Origin of the sequence: Lelliottia sp. RWM.1 (genome assembly GCF_016859735.1) — a bacterium.
Classification (GTDB): Bacteria; Pseudomonadota; Gammaproteobacteria; order Enterobacterales; family Enterobacteriaceae; genus Enterobacter.
Map to the genome: position 1 here is coordinate 33104 of NZ_WLVC01000031.1, position 16732 is coordinate 49835.

General features: G+C 54.5%; 18 protein-coding genes. 3 read left to right on the top strand and 15 right to left on the bottom strand.

Features of this window, described 5'->3' with window-relative positions; translation table 11 throughout:
• Positions 1 to 65: 65 nt before the first annotated feature.
• The 10 genes from GF617_RS18965 to pmbA all read right to left on the bottom strand — a co-directional run bounded on the left by GF617_RS18965 (position 66) and on the right by pmbA (position 7651).
• On the bottom strand, positions 66 to 806 hold the full coding sequence (locus GF617_RS18965; protein ID WP_203452264.1) for a KDGP aldolase family protein: 741 nt from the start codon (positions 804 to 806) through the stop codon (positions 66 to 68).
• Complete coding sequence (locus tag GF617_RS18970) at positions 803 to 1921, bottom strand: DgaE family pyridoxal phosphate-dependent ammonia lyase (protein WP_181622019.1); 1119 nt, start codon at positions 1919 to 1921, stop codon at positions 803 to 805. The genes GF617_RS18965 and GF617_RS18970 overlap by 4 nt, the downstream gene beginning before the upstream one ends.
• Positions 1905 to 3038, bottom strand: coding sequence for an amidohydrolase/deacetylase family metallohydrolase (locus tag GF617_RS18975; RefSeq protein WP_181622018.1), 1134 nt, complete (start codon positions 3036 to 3038; stop codon positions 1905 to 1907). The genes GF617_RS18970 and GF617_RS18975 overlap by 17 nt, the downstream gene beginning before the upstream one ends.
• A gap of 43 nt (positions 3039 to 3081) precedes the next feature.
• Positions 3082 to 3723 carry a DUF4310 family protein gene (locus GF617_RS18980; protein ID WP_181622017.1) on the bottom strand — a complete coding sequence of 214 codons (642 nt, stop codon included), beginning with the start codon at positions 3721 to 3723 and terminating at the stop codon, positions 3082 to 3084.
• A 13-nt stretch (positions 3724 to 3736) separates the two neighbouring features.
• A complete protein-coding gene (locus GF617_RS18985) occupies positions 3737 to 4513 on the bottom strand; it encodes a DUF4311 domain-containing protein (RefSeq protein WP_181622016.1) in 777 nt (258 codons plus the stop codon).
• Between the two features lie 22 nt (positions 4514 to 4535).
• A complete protein-coding gene (locus GF617_RS18990; protein ID WP_063926351.1) occupies positions 4536 to 4835 on the bottom strand; it encodes a DUF4312 family protein in 300 nt (99 codons plus the stop codon).
• Between the two features lie 2 nt (positions 4836 to 4837).
• Positions 4838 to 5200 carry an SFCGS family glycine-rich protein gene (locus GF617_RS18995; RefSeq protein WP_181622015.1) on the bottom strand — a complete coding sequence of 121 codons (363 nt, stop codon included), beginning with the start codon at positions 5198 to 5200 and terminating at the stop codon, positions 4838 to 4840.
• A 10-nt stretch (positions 5201 to 5210) separates the two neighbouring features.
• Positions 5211 to 5549, bottom strand: coding sequence for a glycine dehydrogenase (locus GF617_RS19000; protein ID WP_181622014.1), 339 nt, complete (start codon positions 5547 to 5549; stop codon positions 5211 to 5213).
• A 320-nt stretch (positions 5550 to 5869) separates the two neighbouring features.
• Positions 5870 to 6256, bottom strand: coding sequence for a cytochrome b562 (gene cybC, locus GF617_RS19005; RefSeq protein WP_181622013.1), 387 nt, complete (start codon positions 6254 to 6256; stop codon positions 5870 to 5872).
• Positions 6257 to 6298: 42 nt separating this feature from the next.
• Complete coding sequence (gene pmbA / locus GF617_RS19010) at positions 6299 to 7651, bottom strand: metalloprotease PmbA (RefSeq protein WP_203452272.1); 1353 nt, start codon at positions 7649 to 7651, stop codon at positions 6299 to 6301.
• Between the two features lie 95 nt (positions 7652 to 7746).
• Here pmbA and yjgA point away from each other — a divergent pair, with 95 nt between their 5' ends.
• Positions 7747 to 8298 carry a ribosome biogenesis factor YjgA gene (gene yjgA / locus GF617_RS19015; protein ID WP_181622012.1) on the top strand — a complete coding sequence of 184 codons (552 nt, stop codon included), beginning with the start codon at positions 7747 to 7749 and terminating at the stop codon, positions 8296 to 8298.
• A 102-nt stretch (positions 8299 to 8400) separates the two neighbouring features.
• On the opposite strand, the gene mpl is transcribed toward yjgA, so the two are convergent.
• Positions 8401 to 9777 carry a UDP-N-acetylmuramate:L-alanyl-gamma-D-glutamyl-meso-diaminopimelate ligase gene (gene mpl / locus GF617_RS19020; protein ID WP_181622011.1) on the bottom strand — a complete coding sequence of 459 codons (1377 nt, stop codon included), beginning with the start codon at positions 9775 to 9777 and terminating at the stop codon, positions 8401 to 8403.
• 199 nt (positions 9778 to 9976) lie between these two features.
• Here mpl and fbp point away from each other — a divergent pair, with 199 nt between their 5' ends.
• Positions 9977 to 10975, top strand: a complete 999-nt coding sequence (gene fbp / locus GF617_RS19025) for a class 1 fructose-bisphosphatase (RefSeq protein WP_181622010.1) — start codon at positions 9977 to 9979, stop codon at positions 10973 to 10975.
• Positions 10976 to 11208: 233 nt separating this feature from the next.
• A complete protein-coding gene (locus tag GF617_RS19030) occupies positions 11209 to 11502 on the top strand; it encodes a LysR family transcriptional regulator (protein WP_181622009.1) in 294 nt (97 codons plus the stop codon).
• A 37-nt stretch (positions 11503 to 11539) separates the two neighbouring features.
• Here GF617_RS19030 and GF617_RS19035 read toward each other — a convergent pair whose 3' ends face one another.
• The 4 genes from GF617_RS19035 to ytfR form a co-directional block, all read right to left on the bottom strand.
• Positions 11540 to 13108: a methyl-accepting chemotaxis protein gene (locus tag GF617_RS19035; protein WP_181622008.1), complete on the bottom strand. Its 1569-nt coding sequence runs from the start codon at positions 13106 to 13108 to the stop codon at positions 11540 to 11542.
• Between the two features lie 93 nt (positions 13109 to 13201).
• Positions 13202 to 14203: a galactofuranose ABC transporter, permease protein YjfF gene (yjfF, locus tag GF617_RS19040; RefSeq protein ID WP_203452265.1), complete on the bottom strand. Its 1002-nt coding sequence runs from the start codon at positions 14201 to 14203 to the stop codon at positions 13202 to 13204.
• On the bottom strand, positions 14190 to 15215 hold the full coding sequence (gene ytfT / locus GF617_RS19045) for a galactofuranose ABC transporter, ATP-binding protein YtfT (RefSeq protein ID WP_181622006.1): 1026 nt from the start codon (positions 15213 to 15215) through the stop codon (positions 14190 to 14192). Before ytfT ends, yjfF begins: the two co-directional genes overlap by 14 nt.
• A gap of 10 nt (positions 15216 to 15225) precedes the next feature.
• Positions 15226 to 16728: a galactofuranose ABC transporter, ATP-binding protein YtfR gene (gene ytfR / locus GF617_RS19050; protein ID WP_203452266.1), complete on the bottom strand. Its 1503-nt coding sequence runs from the start codon at positions 16726 to 16728 to the stop codon at positions 15226 to 15228.
• Positions 16729 to 16732 lie beyond the last annotated feature (4 nt).

The following is a 16732-nucleotide window of genomic DNA, read 5'->3' on the forward strand; positions in this document are numbered from 1 at the left end:
AGGTTTGTGCGGTGTGTTCCCCTCCCCCCCTCCCAAAGGAAGAGGATGAGGGGTAAGGTTTAGCTTTATTTCACCAGCATCTTCGTCATCGCCAGCAGCGTACGGACATCTTCCGGACGCGTATCTCCGCTGGCTTTGTCGATAATCGAGCTGTAAATATGCGGAATGATTTTGCTCACGCCCGCATCCAGCGCGATTTGCAGGATCGCTTCATAGTTTTCCAGATCGATCCCCCCCGTCGGCTCCAGCCAGAAATCGTGACGGGCGCAGGCTTCTGCCACTGTTTTATACTCATCACGGCATTTCAGGCCGGCCATGGGGAAATATTTGATGGAGCTGCCGCCGAAATCCTTCAACAGAGCAATGGCCGTCTCTACCGGGACAATTCCATCTGGCACGGCACTGCTCAACGGGCCGGTCGAGATTTTCACCATGCCCACCGTTCCGGTGGGCGACACCAGACCATTCACTACCGATTCGTTCTGCCCCAACAGTGCGCGGCTGGTTGCTACGCCAGTGAACACCTGGTTGACATGCTGCGGCTGCACCTGACGGGAAATTTCACTCACCATGGCCGACTGGTTCGGATCGCCCGCGCCAAGCCCCACGGAGAGCGCATTATCAATCAGCGCCGCATATTCACGCATATCGGCAACCGCACTGGTGACATCCGGGTAATTTTTGGAGAGCACACCCACCAGCACATGACCTTCAGCCGCCTCGTAAATGGCACTGGCATTCGCTTTTGAACCTGCCAGCACATTCAGGCAGACGCGGTCACGGTAAAAATTGGGGGTCAGTTTCATGCAGTTTTCTCCTGTCCTAATACTTCGCTAATACGGCGGTACACAATGTTTAGCTGATCCGCTGTCACGCTGCGCACATCCGCTTCGATAATCCCTTCGTTGGCTTTATAGCCACGGAAATAGATGGCGTATTCACCCTGCTTCAGTTTCGCTACAACATCCCCAGTGCCCACGCCCGTCGTGGCTTCGTCGAATTTGATTTCAGTGCGGGCGATATCGCGACCAGCGCTATCCCAGACCACGCGCGCAGCAACGCCATTTAAGGTATTGATGGCATTGATAAACGGCGTCATCTTCGCCACCATTTCTGCGCCACTTTCTTTGGTGGCCGTCAGGTAATGTTCGATGGCGCAGGTCAGCCCAAGGATGCCCTCTTTACCCACTTTCATTGCGCGACCAATCCCTGCTGACTGGCGTTTCACCCACTCAACGTACTGCGTTTTACCGATAACCAGCCCGCTGGTTGGCCCTTCAATCGCTTTCGCGCCGCTGTAGATCACCAGGTCAGCGCCGGAACGGTAGTACACATGCAGATCTTCTTCCGCTGCGGCATCGACGATCAGTGGCAGATCGTGCTTACGGGCGACCACCGCCGCTTGCTCCACGCTGAGCATACTTTTCTGCACACAGTGGTGAGACTTGATATAGAGGATTGCCGCGGTACGCGGGGTGATCGCCGCCGCCAGTTGATCGGCAGAGCATTCGTTAGCGTAACCCGCTTCCACCAGCTTGCCTCCGCCCAAAGTAACCATCGTCCCGACCGGCGCACCGAAGTTCACGTTGTGGCCTTTCGGCAACACGATTTCGTTGTTCTCAACAGGAGTCACGTGCAAATTTTCCAGCAGCCAGTCGCTGTCTTTTACCAGCACCGCCGCCACAGACTGCGCAATACCCGCCGACGCGCACGAGACAACGGTCGCCCCTTCGACATCCAGCAGTTTCGCAATGTATTCGCCGGTTTTGTTCACCAGATCTTTCATTTCAAAGTACTGGTTCATGCCGTCCATCGCCGCCTGTACAACTTCCGGACGAGGGGTAGAAACGCCCAGCGCCGTCATGCGACCTGAGGTGTTAATAACCTGTTTTAAATGGTATTTCTCAAAAATCGAAGGCATGTTCCGTGCTCCCTTGTTCGGTCATGTAGCCCTTGCCCGCGCGAATGGCGGCAAGCGGCATCAGAATATGGTCAGCCTGCAGGCTGTCGTTTTCCGCATCCACCAGCAGCGTCGACTGGCGTTTGACGGTAAAAAGTGTCAGATCAGCATCCAGGCCAGGCTGAATACGGCCTTTGTGCGTCAGACGCAGACCGTCAGCGGCATTCGCGGTGACGCATTCAATCACCTGTGGTAACGACATCCCGATGGCGAGGAATTTCGACATCACGCTGGCGAGGCTACCTACCGGGCCATTAATGCGGTTACGACAATAGATATCTGAGCTGATGGTGTGCGGCAGGATCCCCATCGCGATGGCGCGTTTTGCCACTTCAAAGCTGAAACTCGCCGTACCGTGTCCCACATCCAGACGCACGCCGCGTTTCAGCGCTGAGGTGATCGACGCCCGCAATTCACCTGACGGCGTCAGGATGCGGTTGGGTTTGCCGTTATAGCAGTGGGTGATGATGTCCCCGGAACTCAGCAGTTCGGCGATTTCGTCGAGGTTTGGCGGGTTGTTGCCAATGTGCACCATCAGCGGCAGGTCGCCGTTCTCTTTCTGAATGGTTTTGGCCCGTTCCAGCGGCGTAATGCCGTTTTCACCAACCACGCTGCTGCTCATGCGCGCTTTCAGGCCAACGATAAAATCAGGGTGGCGTTTGACCGCCTGTTTTACCGCGTCGGCGTCGATGTTATCCATATTGGCCAGTTCGTTTTGGGCAATCAGGCCCACGCGGGAGATGTTCAGTAAGGCAAAGACATCTGTCGACGCTTTGCGGGTGATGGCGTAGAAATCGTCCACGTCATCCGCCCCGGCACTTCCTGCGTCAACCACAGAGGTGACACCCGTGGCGATACCGACGCTGTCTGGCTCGTCGTGGTAAATCGGGGAGTTCGGGTAGCAGTGAACATGGGAGTCAATCCAGCCTGCGCTGACGAACACTTCACCATTAAGCTCAACGGTTTTGTGGGCGGGCGCATCAATCTCACCAAGCGCCGCGATTTTCCCGTCCTGGATGGCGATATCGGTCAGGGTATCGTCGGTAAGGCGCGCACGGCGCAGGAGTAAATCAAACATGGGTATCTCCTGATAAGACGGGCGCATACGCGCCCGCTGAAGGTCAAAGCGCGACCGGGAACAACCAACCCAGAAGCATTGCACCGAGGATAGCGCCACCGGTAATCGGCTTCTGCCAGATGTAGAACAATAGAGCACCTGCCAGTGAACCAATGCCGATAGGGATCGACGCGGTCATCGCACTGAGGATAATCAACGGCCCGAGGAAGCGGCCAGATGCATTACCCGCGCCCATCATCACGTCTGCCCCATAGGTGGAGTTGCTCTGATTGATGGTAAACTTACGCGCAAGGATAATGACGTAACCAATGGCCAGACCAATCACCAGGCCGGTAATCAGCGAGGCAATAAAGTTTGTCACCGGGAACATGATCCCCGCGCCCAGCAGCAGCGCCGGCACACCTAAGCCCACACCGGTCTGAATCGCCCCGCCGATATCCAGGATCCCGACCAGAGAACCTTCGATAATACGGGCAAACAGGAAGCTCGCACCGAACGCGGCGACCGCGCCGTAAGCACCGGTATCAATCCCCGCTTTTAACATGGCGACGAAGGCCACTTCGTTAAACGCGCCGATGCCGTAGAGGTAGTACATGTGCGTCCCGGCAAACACGCCGGAGGAGAGCAGGCCAACGAAGATCGGGAACGACCAGTCGGCATACCAAAAACCTTTATTCTGTTCCATTTCGAGGCCCCTGTTATTTGCCGCTGAGCGAGCTATGGATAAGATCGAGCCAGTTCGGCACGGTCAGGTGGAAAGATTCGATCATCTTCATGTCGAAACCACGGAAGAAACCGCTCAGCACAAACAGCAGAACAATCGCGGCCATCATCACTTTGGTGACGTGATTCCAGCCACTCTCTTCCACACCTTTACCAATCAGGATGCCCAGAACCAGACCCGGAACGGCGTTCCCCATAATCAGCTGCGCAGCGCCACCAAAGACGGTCGCCCAGAAGCCCGATTTTTTGCCCGCATCGATAGCGGCCAGCCAGAAGATCACCGGCATGACGGTGTTCACCAGCAGGTTTGCGGCAGGAACCAGTACCTTAACGGCGGTCACCTGAAGCGCAGCCGGTACGGAGGAGGCGGTCAGGTTAAGGAAGGTGACGACAATCATGCCGATGATGCCGCAGGCAATCGCCATTTTACGTGGGTCGTGCAGGGTTTCACCGACATTACGGTTTTTGACCATCAATGCCGCTGCGCCCCAGTTCGGGATGATGCGGTGGTCAACGTCCTGAGTAAACGCACCTGCCGCCACCGAAGATGCCCAGGCGTTAAAGAAGAAACCTAACCCAAAGGAGAAATGAGACGCCGGATCGCCTTCACAGGAGTTCAGCTCCCCCAACGTACGAAACGCGCCCATACCCTGTGTGGTAGGCGCATGAAACATGCGTGCAGCCCCGGCCCCCACACCGACGCCCACCAGGCCGCCGATAATGAGCGATTTTATTAATATAATTAAGAACATCAGTCTGCCCTTTTATGAATAATCAGCGTTGCGTGACGAAGTCCACCTGGTCGAGATTGATGGCAGTCACGTTGACGGTCACATCCAGCTCCACGCTGTATGTACGTCTTTCCCGGCGCAAAAAGAAAAACAGAAAGGCTTCTTTGCGCACCGCTTCTTGCGCCTGAACAACCTGCACGTCCTGTGGCTCAATACGCAGTAAGATATGCGGTGAAGATTTCATCACCGCGGCCTGAACATGGTTGAGTGCATCGGCAAAGGCGCGCGCTTTGGCGTCGCCTTTTCCTTTCACCCGCACCGTGGTAGTGAATTGTTCTTTCATGCTTACGCGCCGTGTTTCTTCTGCCACGCCTGCACCAGACGCTCGCCCAGCTCTTCTTTATCCATAAAGCCAAAGCCCAGCACGTTGCAGCCTTCGTTGATGGCCGTTATGCCCTCTTCCACGGAACGCATACCGTATTTGGCTTTGTAGCCATATTTGGTTTGCGCAGTGATCGCACCCGCACCGCCACTGCCGCAGAAGGAGATGCCGAAAGTGGCGTTTTCCGCTTTCATCACGTCACCCAGTTTCATATCTGCTGCGACACCCGGTACGACAACCGCACGTCCACCTGCTTTTTCCACACCGGCAGCCACTTTCTGGCCTTTGCCCAGGCGATCGCCAATCACGACTGTAATCTGTTCCATGTGTTGCTCCTTAAAGGTTGTCTTTTGCGACTTCAAAATGAACGGAGAGCAGCCAAGCCTCTTCATCAGGAAGGTTGCCAAACTGCGCGACCACTTCTCTGGCCAGCCGCATTGAATCTGGTGAAATTTCGTCAAACAGATCCGCTTCAACTTCCGGCAGCGGCTCGCCGGTCACAGACCGGTGTGCCATCGCGCGGACGTGGGAAGTGAGCATCTGTTCCTGTACTGCATTGGGGATGATGTTGTGGCGGGCAAGCAGGGCATAAACCTGCTTAAGCATGGTGTCAGCGAGTTGCTCAATGTGTGCTGCTTGTTCCCCAACCTCGTTCATTACCGCTCCGTTAATCACTCGTCTTACCCCGTTAATGGCTCTGGGATAAAACTAACGTTGGCGGTTCATTGTTTGTAGCGAGTTGTTTTCCACTTCGAAGTGGAAAGGAAAGCGGCAGCAGTGATCTGTGCCACATAAATGCACCAAATGATTACATATCGCTAGATTTGCGTGATGAATATCACGTAATCACCCGGGAAAATGGAGGAGAGGAAAACGAATAGGTTCAGGCACAGCGTCGCAGAAATGTGACAGCGATAGGGTTTACTTATTACGTTGCGAAAAAAAACGAGGGCATATTGCCCTCGTTTTCGTATTTCGTCAGGCGCAACGGCCTGTTAACGGTATTTCTTGTGATAGGTGTTGCGGGTCGTGACAAACTGGTCAGCCGCCGCCTGCGCCTCTTTCACTTTGCCTTCATTAGCCAGTTTCAGTGCACCGTCGATCTGGCCGACCAGCACATCAAAGCCGTGGCGATAATCTTTCATCTCCGCGCTGTCTGCTGCCTGGCTTTCCAGTTTTGGCGGCGTGGCTTTCTGGGCATCCAGTGCCGCTGCACGCATTTTGGTTAATGCGTCTTTCATTTCCGTCGCATTATCCGTTTTCTGTACCACTTTCAGATTGGCACTGAGGGTGTCCATATTATCTTCAAGATCGGCAGCAAACGCAGAAGAACCAAGAACCAGCGTTGAAGCTGCGACGATCGCTAACAGGTGTTTACGCATTGCTCACTTCCTTTTTTATTATTAATAACGCTTTGACAAGTATTACTGGCCGGCGATTTTCATCTCCGGCAACAGAACTGAACCACACTGTATATTGCTACGTGTTTCAATATCGTTACCGACCGTGACAATATTGCGCCACATATCTTTTAAGTTACCGGCAATCGTAATTTCGCTCACCGGATACTGAATTTCACCGTTTTCGACCCAGAAACCGGCTGCGCCGCGAGAATAATCCCCGGTAATGCCGCTCACACCCTGGCCCATCAGTTCAGTCACCACCAGACCCGTTCCCATCTCTTTCAGCATCTGCTCGAAGCTCAGCCCCTGACCCTCAATGCGCCAGTTATGGATACCGCCCGCGTGACCGGTACTTTTCAGCCCCAGTTTGCGTGCCGAGTAGTTGGTCAGCAGCCACTGCGTCAGCACACCGTCTTTAATGATGTCTCGACGTTCAGTACGCACGCCCTCGCTGTCGAACGGCGTCGATGCCAGCCCTTTCAGCAGATGCGGGTGCTCTTCAATGGTCAGCCATTCCGGCAGAATTTGTGTTCCCAGCGCATCCAGCAGGAACGTGGATTTACGGTATACCGCGCCACCGGCAATCGCCCCGACCAGGTGGCCAAACAGGCCGGTTGCCACTTCATTGGCAAAAATAACCGGGGCTTTCATGGTTGAGAGTTTGCGTGGCGACAAGCGTGAAAGCGTGCGTTGCGCGCATTCCGCCCCAACCCACTCTGGAGACTGCAAATCAGCAAGCGCACGCCCAATGGTGTAGGCGTAATCACGTTCCATATCGCCATTCTCTTCAGCAATCACACAGCTGGAAAGCGAGTGGCGGGTCGAGCAGTAGCCTTGCAACATGCCGTGGCTGTTACCAAACACTTTGATGCCATAATGGCTATTGAAGCTACCGCCTTCGGTATTGGTGATACGTTTATCCGCTTTCAAAGACGCTTGCTCTGCACGAGCCGCCAGCTCGATGGCCTCATCCGGCGTGACCTCCGCCGGATGGAACAAGTCCAGATCCGGCGCATCGAACGCCAGCAGTTCTTTATCGGCTACGCCTGCGTAAGGGTCGGGGGAGGTGTAACGCGCAATGTCCAGCGCCGCCTGAACGGTACGGGCAATCGCGTCCGGACTGAGGTCAGTGGATGACGCGCTACCTTTGCGATTCTGGTGATAAACCGTGATCCCAAGCGCCCCATCACTGTTGAATTCAACATTCTCCACTTCACCATAGCGGGTACTCACGCTGATGCCGGTGGTTTTGCTTACTGCTACTTCAGCGCCATCTGATTTGCCTGAAGCGAGCGCCAGCGCTGTGGATACCGCTTCTTCCAGAATCTTACGCTGCGCTTCAACTTGTGAGGTTACTTTCATCGCAAATGCCATACTGTAAGAGAGAGTTAACTGAAGTCTATCAGAGAACCGTTTTTCAGTGCGCATCTTAACTGGTAACATTAGCCTCTTTTTTTAAGGAGCCTGACATGACTAAGCAGCCCGAAGACTGGCTCGACGACGTTCCCGGTGATGACATCGAAGACGAAGATGATGAAATCATCTGGGTCAGTAAAAGTGAAATTAAACGCGACGCCGAAGAGTTAAAACAGCTTGGTGCGGAAATGGTAGAACTGGGGAAAAACGCGCTGGATAAACTCCCGCTCGACCCCGATCTGCGTGCCGCCATTGAACTGGCACAGCGTATCAAGAAAGAAGGCCGTCGCCGCCAGCTTCAGTTGATCGGTAAAATGTTGCGCCAGCGCGATGTGGAACCTATCCGCCAGGCACTGGACAAGCTGAAAAACCGCCACAACCAGCAGGTTGCGCTGTTCCATAAGCTTGAGCAGATCCGCGATCGTCTGATTGAACAAGGCGATGATGCTGTGCCTGAGGTATTAAATCTGTGGCCAGACGCCGACCGCCAGCAACTGCGTTCGCTTATCCGTAATGCGAAGAAAGAGAAAGAGGGGAATAAGCCGCCAAAATCTGCGCGTCTGATTTTCCAGTATCTGCGCGAGCTGTCTGAGAACGACGAGTAAGGTCGGGAACGCCTGTTCCCCCTCACCCACAGCCCTCTCCCCAAAGGGGAGAGAGTGTTCAATTTCCCTCGCCCCTTTGGGGAGAGGGTCAGGGTGAGGGAATTACTCTGCGGCGGCCTCGGCTTTCTTCGCCAGGCCATCCAGCAGTTTTTGATGAATACCACCAAAACCACCGTTGCTCATAACCAGTATGTGATCGCCTGGCTGAGCCGTTTTCACCACCATATCCGCTAACGTATCCACGTCTGCACTCCAGTGTGCTGGCTGGACGCACGCCTCTGCGACTTCAGCGACTTGCCACGGAATATGCTGCGGTTGCAACAGGAACACTTCGTCTGCACGCCCTAAAGACGGGGCGAGATCGTCTTTGCAGATCCCCATCTTCATGGTGTTTGAGCGAGGCTCCAGTACCGCCAGAATGCGTGCGGTTCCACCCACTTTACCGCGCAGGGCGGCAAGCGTTGCGAGGATCGCGGTTGGGTGATGCGCAAAGTCATCAAACACCGTCACGCCGTTGGCCTCGCCACGCAGCTCCAGACGGCGGCGGGCATTCACAAATGACCCCAGCGCGTCGGCCGCATCCGCAGGTTGAACCCCGACATGACGCGCGGCTGCAATCGCCATCAGGCCATTGTGCATGTTGTGCTCGCCGACCAGGCCCCACTTCACCTCACCTACTTTTTCGCCATCGAGCAGCACTTCCCACTCAGAGGCATCCGTATTGAGTTTTCTCGCGTGCCAGTGACCTTGTTCACCCACCAGCTCCTGCTCGCTCCAGCACCCCATCGCCATCGTCTGCTTCAGGTTAATATCGTTCTCTGGCAGGATGATGCGACCCTGGCCCGGAACAATTCGCACCAGATGGTGGAACTGTTTCTGGATGGCTTTCAGGTCGTCAAAGATATCGGCGTGATCAAACTCAAGGTTGTTGAGGACCAGCGTACGCGGGCAGTAGTGAACAAACTTGGAGCGCTTATCAAAGAACGCACAGTCGTACTCGTCAGCTTCGATCACAAAGAACGGGCTATCGCCCAGACGTGCAGAAACGTCGAAATTGCCCGGCACACCGCCAATCACAAAGCCGGGCTTGTAGCCACAGGCTTCCAGGATCCAGGTTGCCATACCGGCGGTAGTGGTTTTGCCGTGCGTACCGGCAACCGCCAGCACCCAGCGGTCACGCAGCACGAAATCATGCAACCACTGTGGGCCAGACATGTACGGAATGTTGCGTTCCAGGACCGCTTCAACACACGGATTGCCTCGGGTCATGGCGTTGCCAATGATGACCAGATCCGGCTGCGGATCCAGTTGGCTGGCATCATATCCCTGAATAAGGGCGATCCCTTGCTTCTCCAGAAGCGTGCTCATCGGTGGATACACATTGGCGTCCGAACCTGTCACTTCATGGCCCAGAGAGCGCGCCAGCATTGCCAGCCCGCCCATGAAAGTGCCACAAATCCCCAATATATGAATGCGCATACGTCACTATCCCTCTTCAATGTGGTGCACATTTTACTCACATGTCAGCGGCAGCGAAACGCATTTCAGGTAAATCCGTATTTTGCTGGCGCGATTCACCTCTGCGCTAATATTTGAATGTTTGTTAAGATTGTTGGACGTCAGCCGTTTTACTGAACATACGATCGCTTTACTCAACATAAAATGCAGGGAAAGTGTTATGAAAACGTTAGGTGAATTTATTGTCGAAAAGCAGCACGAGTTTTCTCATGCTACGGGTGAGCTCACTGCTTTGCTGTCGGCAATAAAGCTGGGCGCTAAGATCATCCACCGTGATATCAACAAGGCCGGTCTGGTCGATATCCTGGGTGCAAGCGGTGCCGAAAACGTTCAGGGCGAGGTGCAACAAAAACTCGACCTGTTCGCGAATGAAAAACTGAAAGCTGCACTGCGCGCACGCGACATCGTTGCGGGTATCGCCTCTGAAGAAGAAGATGAAATTGTCGTTTTCGAAGGCTGCGAACACGCAAAATACGTTGTACTGATGGACCCGCTGGATGGCTCCTCTAACATCGACGTTAACGTTTCTGTCGGCACAATTTTCTCCATTTATCGTCGCGTCACACCTGTTGGCACACCGGTTACTGAAGAAGATTTCCTGCAACCGGGCAGCAAACAAGTTGCTGCCGGATACGTCGTGTATGGTTCGTCCACCATGCTGGTTTATACCACCGGGTGCGGCGTGCATGCCTTTACCTACGATCCGTCACTGGGGGTCTTCTGCCTTTGCCAGGAGCGTATGCGTTATCCGCAGAAAGGCAGCACTTACTCCATCAATGAAGGCAACTACATCAAGTTCCCGAATGGTGTGAAGAAGTACATCAAATTCTGCCAGGAAGAAGATAAATCCACCCAGCGCCCGTATACCTCCCGTTATATCGGTTCTCTGGTGGCAGACTTCCATCGTAACCTGTTGAAAGGTGGCATTTACCTCTATCCAAGCACCGCCAGCCACCCGGAAGGGAAACTGCGTTTGCTGTACGAGTGCAATCCGATGGCGTTCCTGGCTGAACAGGCCGGCGGTAAAGCCAGTGATGGTAAAGAGCGTATTCTGGATATCACTCCGGAAAGCCTGCACCAGCGCCGTTCGTTCTTTGTGGGTAATGATCATATGGTTGAAGACGTTGAACGCTTCATCCGCGAATTCCCCGACGCATGACGAACACCAGCACAACCTCATTCAGGCTGCGTCAAAGCGGTAAACGAATGAATCCCCGGAAACAGTGATAACGCTGTAACTGGGGTTGGTAAAAGAGAGGGAGCCAGTCTGGCTCCCTTTTCATTTATATATTTTAACGTATAAATGAATATAAAAATCGCGCTTTAATATCTCGACTCACTCACGCATTATTTCTGAGCAGTTTCTTAAATATTTCGCAGAGCATAATCGTGATGAAAAACTTTTCCCGTGCAAATACCGGTATCGACTTAAATCTTATTCCTGTTTTTATTGAAGTGGTGAGATGCGGCAGTATGGCCAAAGCCTCAGTACGACTGGAGATGTCTCGTCCGGCGGTGAGTCTTGCATTAAAACGCTTTAATCAGCTCTTTGACGAGCCGCTATTTCTTCGTAAAGGTTTATACCTGGAGCCTACCGATAAAGCACTGGCCTTAACCCACTCGCTGGAAATATTAATGGGCGATATTCATGACAATATCGGTGCAGTGAATTCTGCACCGATATAACCCCTGGTCGGTAACGCCACAGGGGTTGCTATTACCGTCAGGCAGATTGTGCCGTCAGCTTGAAGGATGACATAGCTTCCATCAGTTCGCGTGATTGATCTTCGAGCGAACGCGTTGCAGCTGAAGACTGTTGTACCAGCGCCGCATTTTGCTGTGCGGTTTCGTCCATCTGATTCACAGCGATATTCACCTGCTCAATACCCCGGCTTTGTTCCTGCGATGCCGTGGCGATCTCACGCATCAGTTTGGTCATGCGCAGCACTTCGGTCGCAATTTCATCCATCGTTTCACCCGCCTGCTGTGCGAGTTCGCTACCTTCATTCACGTGGGTTTGAGAATCGCTGATCAGTGTGCGAATCTCTTTCGCTGCATCGGCACTTCGGCTGGCCAGATTGCGAACTTCCCCGGCAACAACCGCAAAGCCGCGCCCCTGCTCACCCGCACGTGCCGCTTCAACGGAGGCGTTGAGTGCAAGGATATTGGTCTGGAAGGCGATACCGTCGATAACGCTCAGGATGTCGGCAATACGCGCAGAGCTACCGGAGATATCGCGCATTTTCTCAATCACGTAGCAAACCATTTCGCTACCGTGATCGGCGGTGTCGGAAACCGACTTCGCCATCTGATGCGCCTGCTCGGCGTTATCCGCGTTTTGTTTCACCGTGGCGGTAATCTCTTCCATGCTGGCCGCCGTCTGCTCCAGTGATGTCGCCGTAGATTCCGTCCGCTGGGCAAGGTTGATATTGCCAGCAGTCAGTTCCCGGCTGCCGGTATCAATCTGAGAACTGGCATCGCGCACGCGCAACACCGAATTCATCAATGACTGACGCATCTCCTCAATCGCCGTGTTCAGACGGTTGAACTCCTGGCTCGCAGGGGCATTCAGGGTGTGCGTTAAGTCACCTGCGGCAACGTGCTCCAGCTGTGAAATCGAGTCCGACAGGGGCTTGAGCAGCATATGGCGCAGCACCAGCCAGGCCAGCACAATAATCCCCGCCGTCAACAACGCCGCGACGATAATCAGGATCAGCACGCGAGTTTTGCTCGACTGCACGGCGCTCACTTCCGCCTTACCACGCGCTTCACTCCACGCCTGGAACGTCTGCATATCATTATCAAACTGTTTCGCCACCGGGATCAGCTTGTTCTCCAGCAGATCGTAATAGCTATCAGCACTTTGCTGATTCAGAGCGGTAAGCATTGGATTGATCCCCTGCTCGTTATACGCCGCAAAGCTGGTCGCAACCTTGCCCAGCAGTTGCTGCCCCTCCGTATCCGCAACACCGCCATCAATCACACCTTTCAGCGTTTTCTGCGCCTGAGCAACTTCCTGATTAATGTTTTTAACGGATTTGGCGGCATCGTCCAGCATGCCGATCTCCATCATACGAACGGCCTGACCCGCTTCATTGCGCGCGCGCAGGATCAACGTATAGCCAGAATTCAGCTGCACCATTTGCTCACCCTGAAGGTGGTTGATGCGCTGGAGTGAGGAAGAACTCTGTGTGAGGGCATAAATGCCAATGCCGCTGACAATCAGCAGCAGAAGGGTCATAACGGCCAGTAACGAAAGCAAGCCGGTACGAATCGATAGCGTTTTAAGCATGATGTTATTTCCGGTAGCGAGATATTTCTGGGCATAAAAAAAGAGTATCGGCCGCTACCGGAAAATGTTTAGACTTTAAGCAAATTCATGGTGTTATAACTTTGTTGCTGATGTGCTGACGCGTGTAACAGGCGAGCTTTGGCGGTTCTCCCAAAGCACCGTCAGACCTCGCTGCAGCGCAATAAAAATGAACAGCAGAATGCCAATGGCAATTTTCGTCCACCACGAACTGAGCGTTCCGTCGAAGTTAATGTAGGTCTGGATCAGCCCCTGGATCGCCACGCCAAACAGCGTGCCCAGCACCGTTCCTACCCCCCCGCTGAGCAGCGTCCCGCCGATCACCACCGATGCGATGGCATCCAGTTCGACCCCAACACCCGCCAGCGCATAGCCCGCCTGGGTATAAATGGAGAACACAATACCCGCCAGCGTCGCCAGCCCGGTCGAAAGCATATAAATGCGGATCGTCGTACTGCGGGTAGAGATCCCCATCAGGTTTGCCGAGGTCGCACTGCCGCCAATGGCATAAACCTGATTACCAAACCGGGTACGGTGCGCGAGAAAAATACCGATGATCACGACACCGAGCATCAGCAGCCCCATCGCACTTAACCGACCGCCACCAGGGATTTTCCAGGCCAGGCTTGAGAGCGTGTCGTAAATGGGATGGTTGATCGGTATCGATTCCTCCGAAACCAGATAGCTCACGCCACGCAGAAAGAACATCCCCGCCAGCGTGATGATAAACGCCGGGATCTTCAGGGCATCGATCAACAACCCCATAAACGCGCCGAATGCGCAGCCCATCGCTAACACCAGTGGGAAGGCCAGCAGCGGCGAGATCCCCCAGAAACCAATCGCTTTCGCCAGAAATACGCCGGTAAAGGCGATCACAGAGCCCACGGAGAGATCTATCCCGCCGGAGAGGATCACGAAGGTCATCCCAACGGCGATAATGCCTAAAAAGGCGTTATCCGTCAGGATATTGCAGATGACGCGCGTAGAAGCAAAACCGGGGAACTGCGTCAGGCAATAGAGATAGCCCAGCACAAACACGCCCAGCGTAATCATTAATGGCAAATTACGTTTTATCATGACCACGAATCCCCTTGATGAGGCTGATAAACCGCGGCGACTGGACGATGAGCACAATCAGCACCACAACGGCCTTAACCACCTGGTTCAGCTCTGGCTGGAAGCCGGAAAGCAAAATGCCCGTGTTCATCCCCTGGATAATGAGTGCCCCCATCACCGACAACAGCAGGTTGAAGCGGCCTCCCATCAGCGAGCCGCCGCCAATCACCACCGCCAGGATCGCATCCAGCTCCAGCCATAATCCGGCGTTATTGGCATCCGCACCGCGAATATCTGCCGCAACGATCACACCGGCAATGGCAGCACACACACCGCTGAGCACATAGGTCAGCATGACCATCAGACGGGTATTCACCCCGGCATTTCTTGCAGCCCGAATGTTGATCCCTACGGCTTCAATAAACATGCCGAGCGCCGTTTTGCGGGTGAAAAGCCAGAACACCAGCAGCGTCACCAGGGCAATAATGACCGGTGTGGGGAAGAAGAACAGCTTGCCGCTGCCGATCCACGCAAGGCTGGGAGAATCGAAGGTGACAATCTGCCCGGAGGTGATCAATTGCGCCACTCCGCGACCGGCCACCATCAGAATCAGCGTTGCGACAAACGGCTGGATCTTAAGTATCGCCACCAGAATGCCGTTCCATAATCCGGCCAGCACACCGGTTCCTAACGCGGCCAGCAGAACCACTGGCAAACTGTGCCCGGCCACGGTCATCGACGCGGCCGTCGCACCAGAGATGGCCATCACCGCGCCAACGGAGAGGTCGATCCCACCCGTCGCAATCACCAGCGTCATACCTATTGCCAGCAGCGCGACAGGTGCAGCGCGGTTTAAGATGTCGATCGGGCTGCCAAACAGGCGGCCATCCTGCACAATAATCTGGAAGAAATGTGGCGCGACAAGGCTATCCACCAGCAGCACCAGCAAGAGCGCCGCGATCTGCGGCGTGCCGGTCGGCCAGTTAAAGCGGCGCTTTGACTCTCCAGTCTGGGGAAGAGAACGGGGCATCACGCGGTACTCCTTATGCCGCAATGGCATTCATGATCGCCGGAACAGACAGTTTATCCAGCGGGATCTCTGCCACCTGCTTGCGATCGCGCATAATAATGACGCGATCGGCATAGCCAACCAGCTCTTCAAGTTCGGAAGAGATGACCAATAACGCCAGCCCATCGGCGCACAAGGTTTCAATGAGCCTGATGATCTCTGCATGCGCGCCCACATCGATACCGCGCGTAGGCTCATCAAGGATCAGAAACTGGGGTTTGGTCAGCAGCCAGCGGGAAAGCAGCACCTTCTGCTGGTTACCACCGGAGAGAAACTCAATGGGTTGTTCCGCGCTCGGCGTGCGAATACCGAGCTGACGAATAAAACGCTCGGCAATGGCATTCTGCTCCTTGCGGGGGATCGGTCTTAACCATCCACGCTGCGCCTGTAAGGCCAGAATGATATTTTCCCGCACCGACGCGGCGGCAATGATGCCGTCCGTTTTACGATCTTCCGGGCAAAAACCCACACCAAGACAGGATGCCTGATGAGGTGAACGCAGGGTTTGCGGCTTGCCTCTAATTAACGCGCGACCGCTGTCGGCAGGCTTGATCCCGAAGATCACCTCGGCAGTTTCGGTGCGCCCTGACCCTAACAATCCGGCCAGGCCCACAATCTCGCCGGGACGAACCTCCAGACTGAAGGGAGAGATGACCCCTTTTTTACCGAAGTCACTGAATGCCGCGACCGGCTTATCACTTAATAACGTGCGACCGGCTCGCTGAAGCGCATGGGTATCCAGTTCACGACCCAGCATCATTTTCACCAGCTCAATTTGCGGCAACTCGCGGGTTTCACGGCAGCCCACAAAGCCGCCATTACGCAGCACAGTAATACGATCGCTGACCTCATACACCTGATCGAGAAAATGGGTCACGAAGATCAAGCTCACGCCCTGGTCACGCAACTGACGCATCAGGGTGAAGAGCATCTCAACTTCCTGGGTATCGAGACTGGCAGTTGGCTCATCCAGGATCAACACCTTCGCCGAGAGATCGATGGCGCGACAAATAGCGACAATCTGCTGCATCGCCACAGAGAAGCGGTTGAGCGGTTCGCGCACATCCAGCGAAAAACCATAAGAGGCCATCAACTGCGTCGCCCGCGCTTCCATCTCTTTGCGATGGATCAAGCCAAATCGCTTCGGTTCGCGGCCAATGAACAGATTATCCGCTACTGACATATTCGGCAGCAGGTTCACTTCCTGATAGACCGTCCCGATGCCTAACTGCTGGGCATGAGCGGTGTTTTTGGGCGAAATTGCCTGGCCCTCAAGCCAGATCGTGCCGCGATCGGCATGGTAGACGCCGGTTAATGCTTTGATGAGCGTCGATTTCCCCGCACCATTTTCTCCGAGCAACGCCATGATTTCACCACGTCGCAGACTGAAATCGACGTTATCCAGCGCCTTCACGCCGGGGAAAAATTTGCTTAATCCTTCTGTGCGGAGGATCTCCTGGTGTTGTTCTGTGGTCATAACG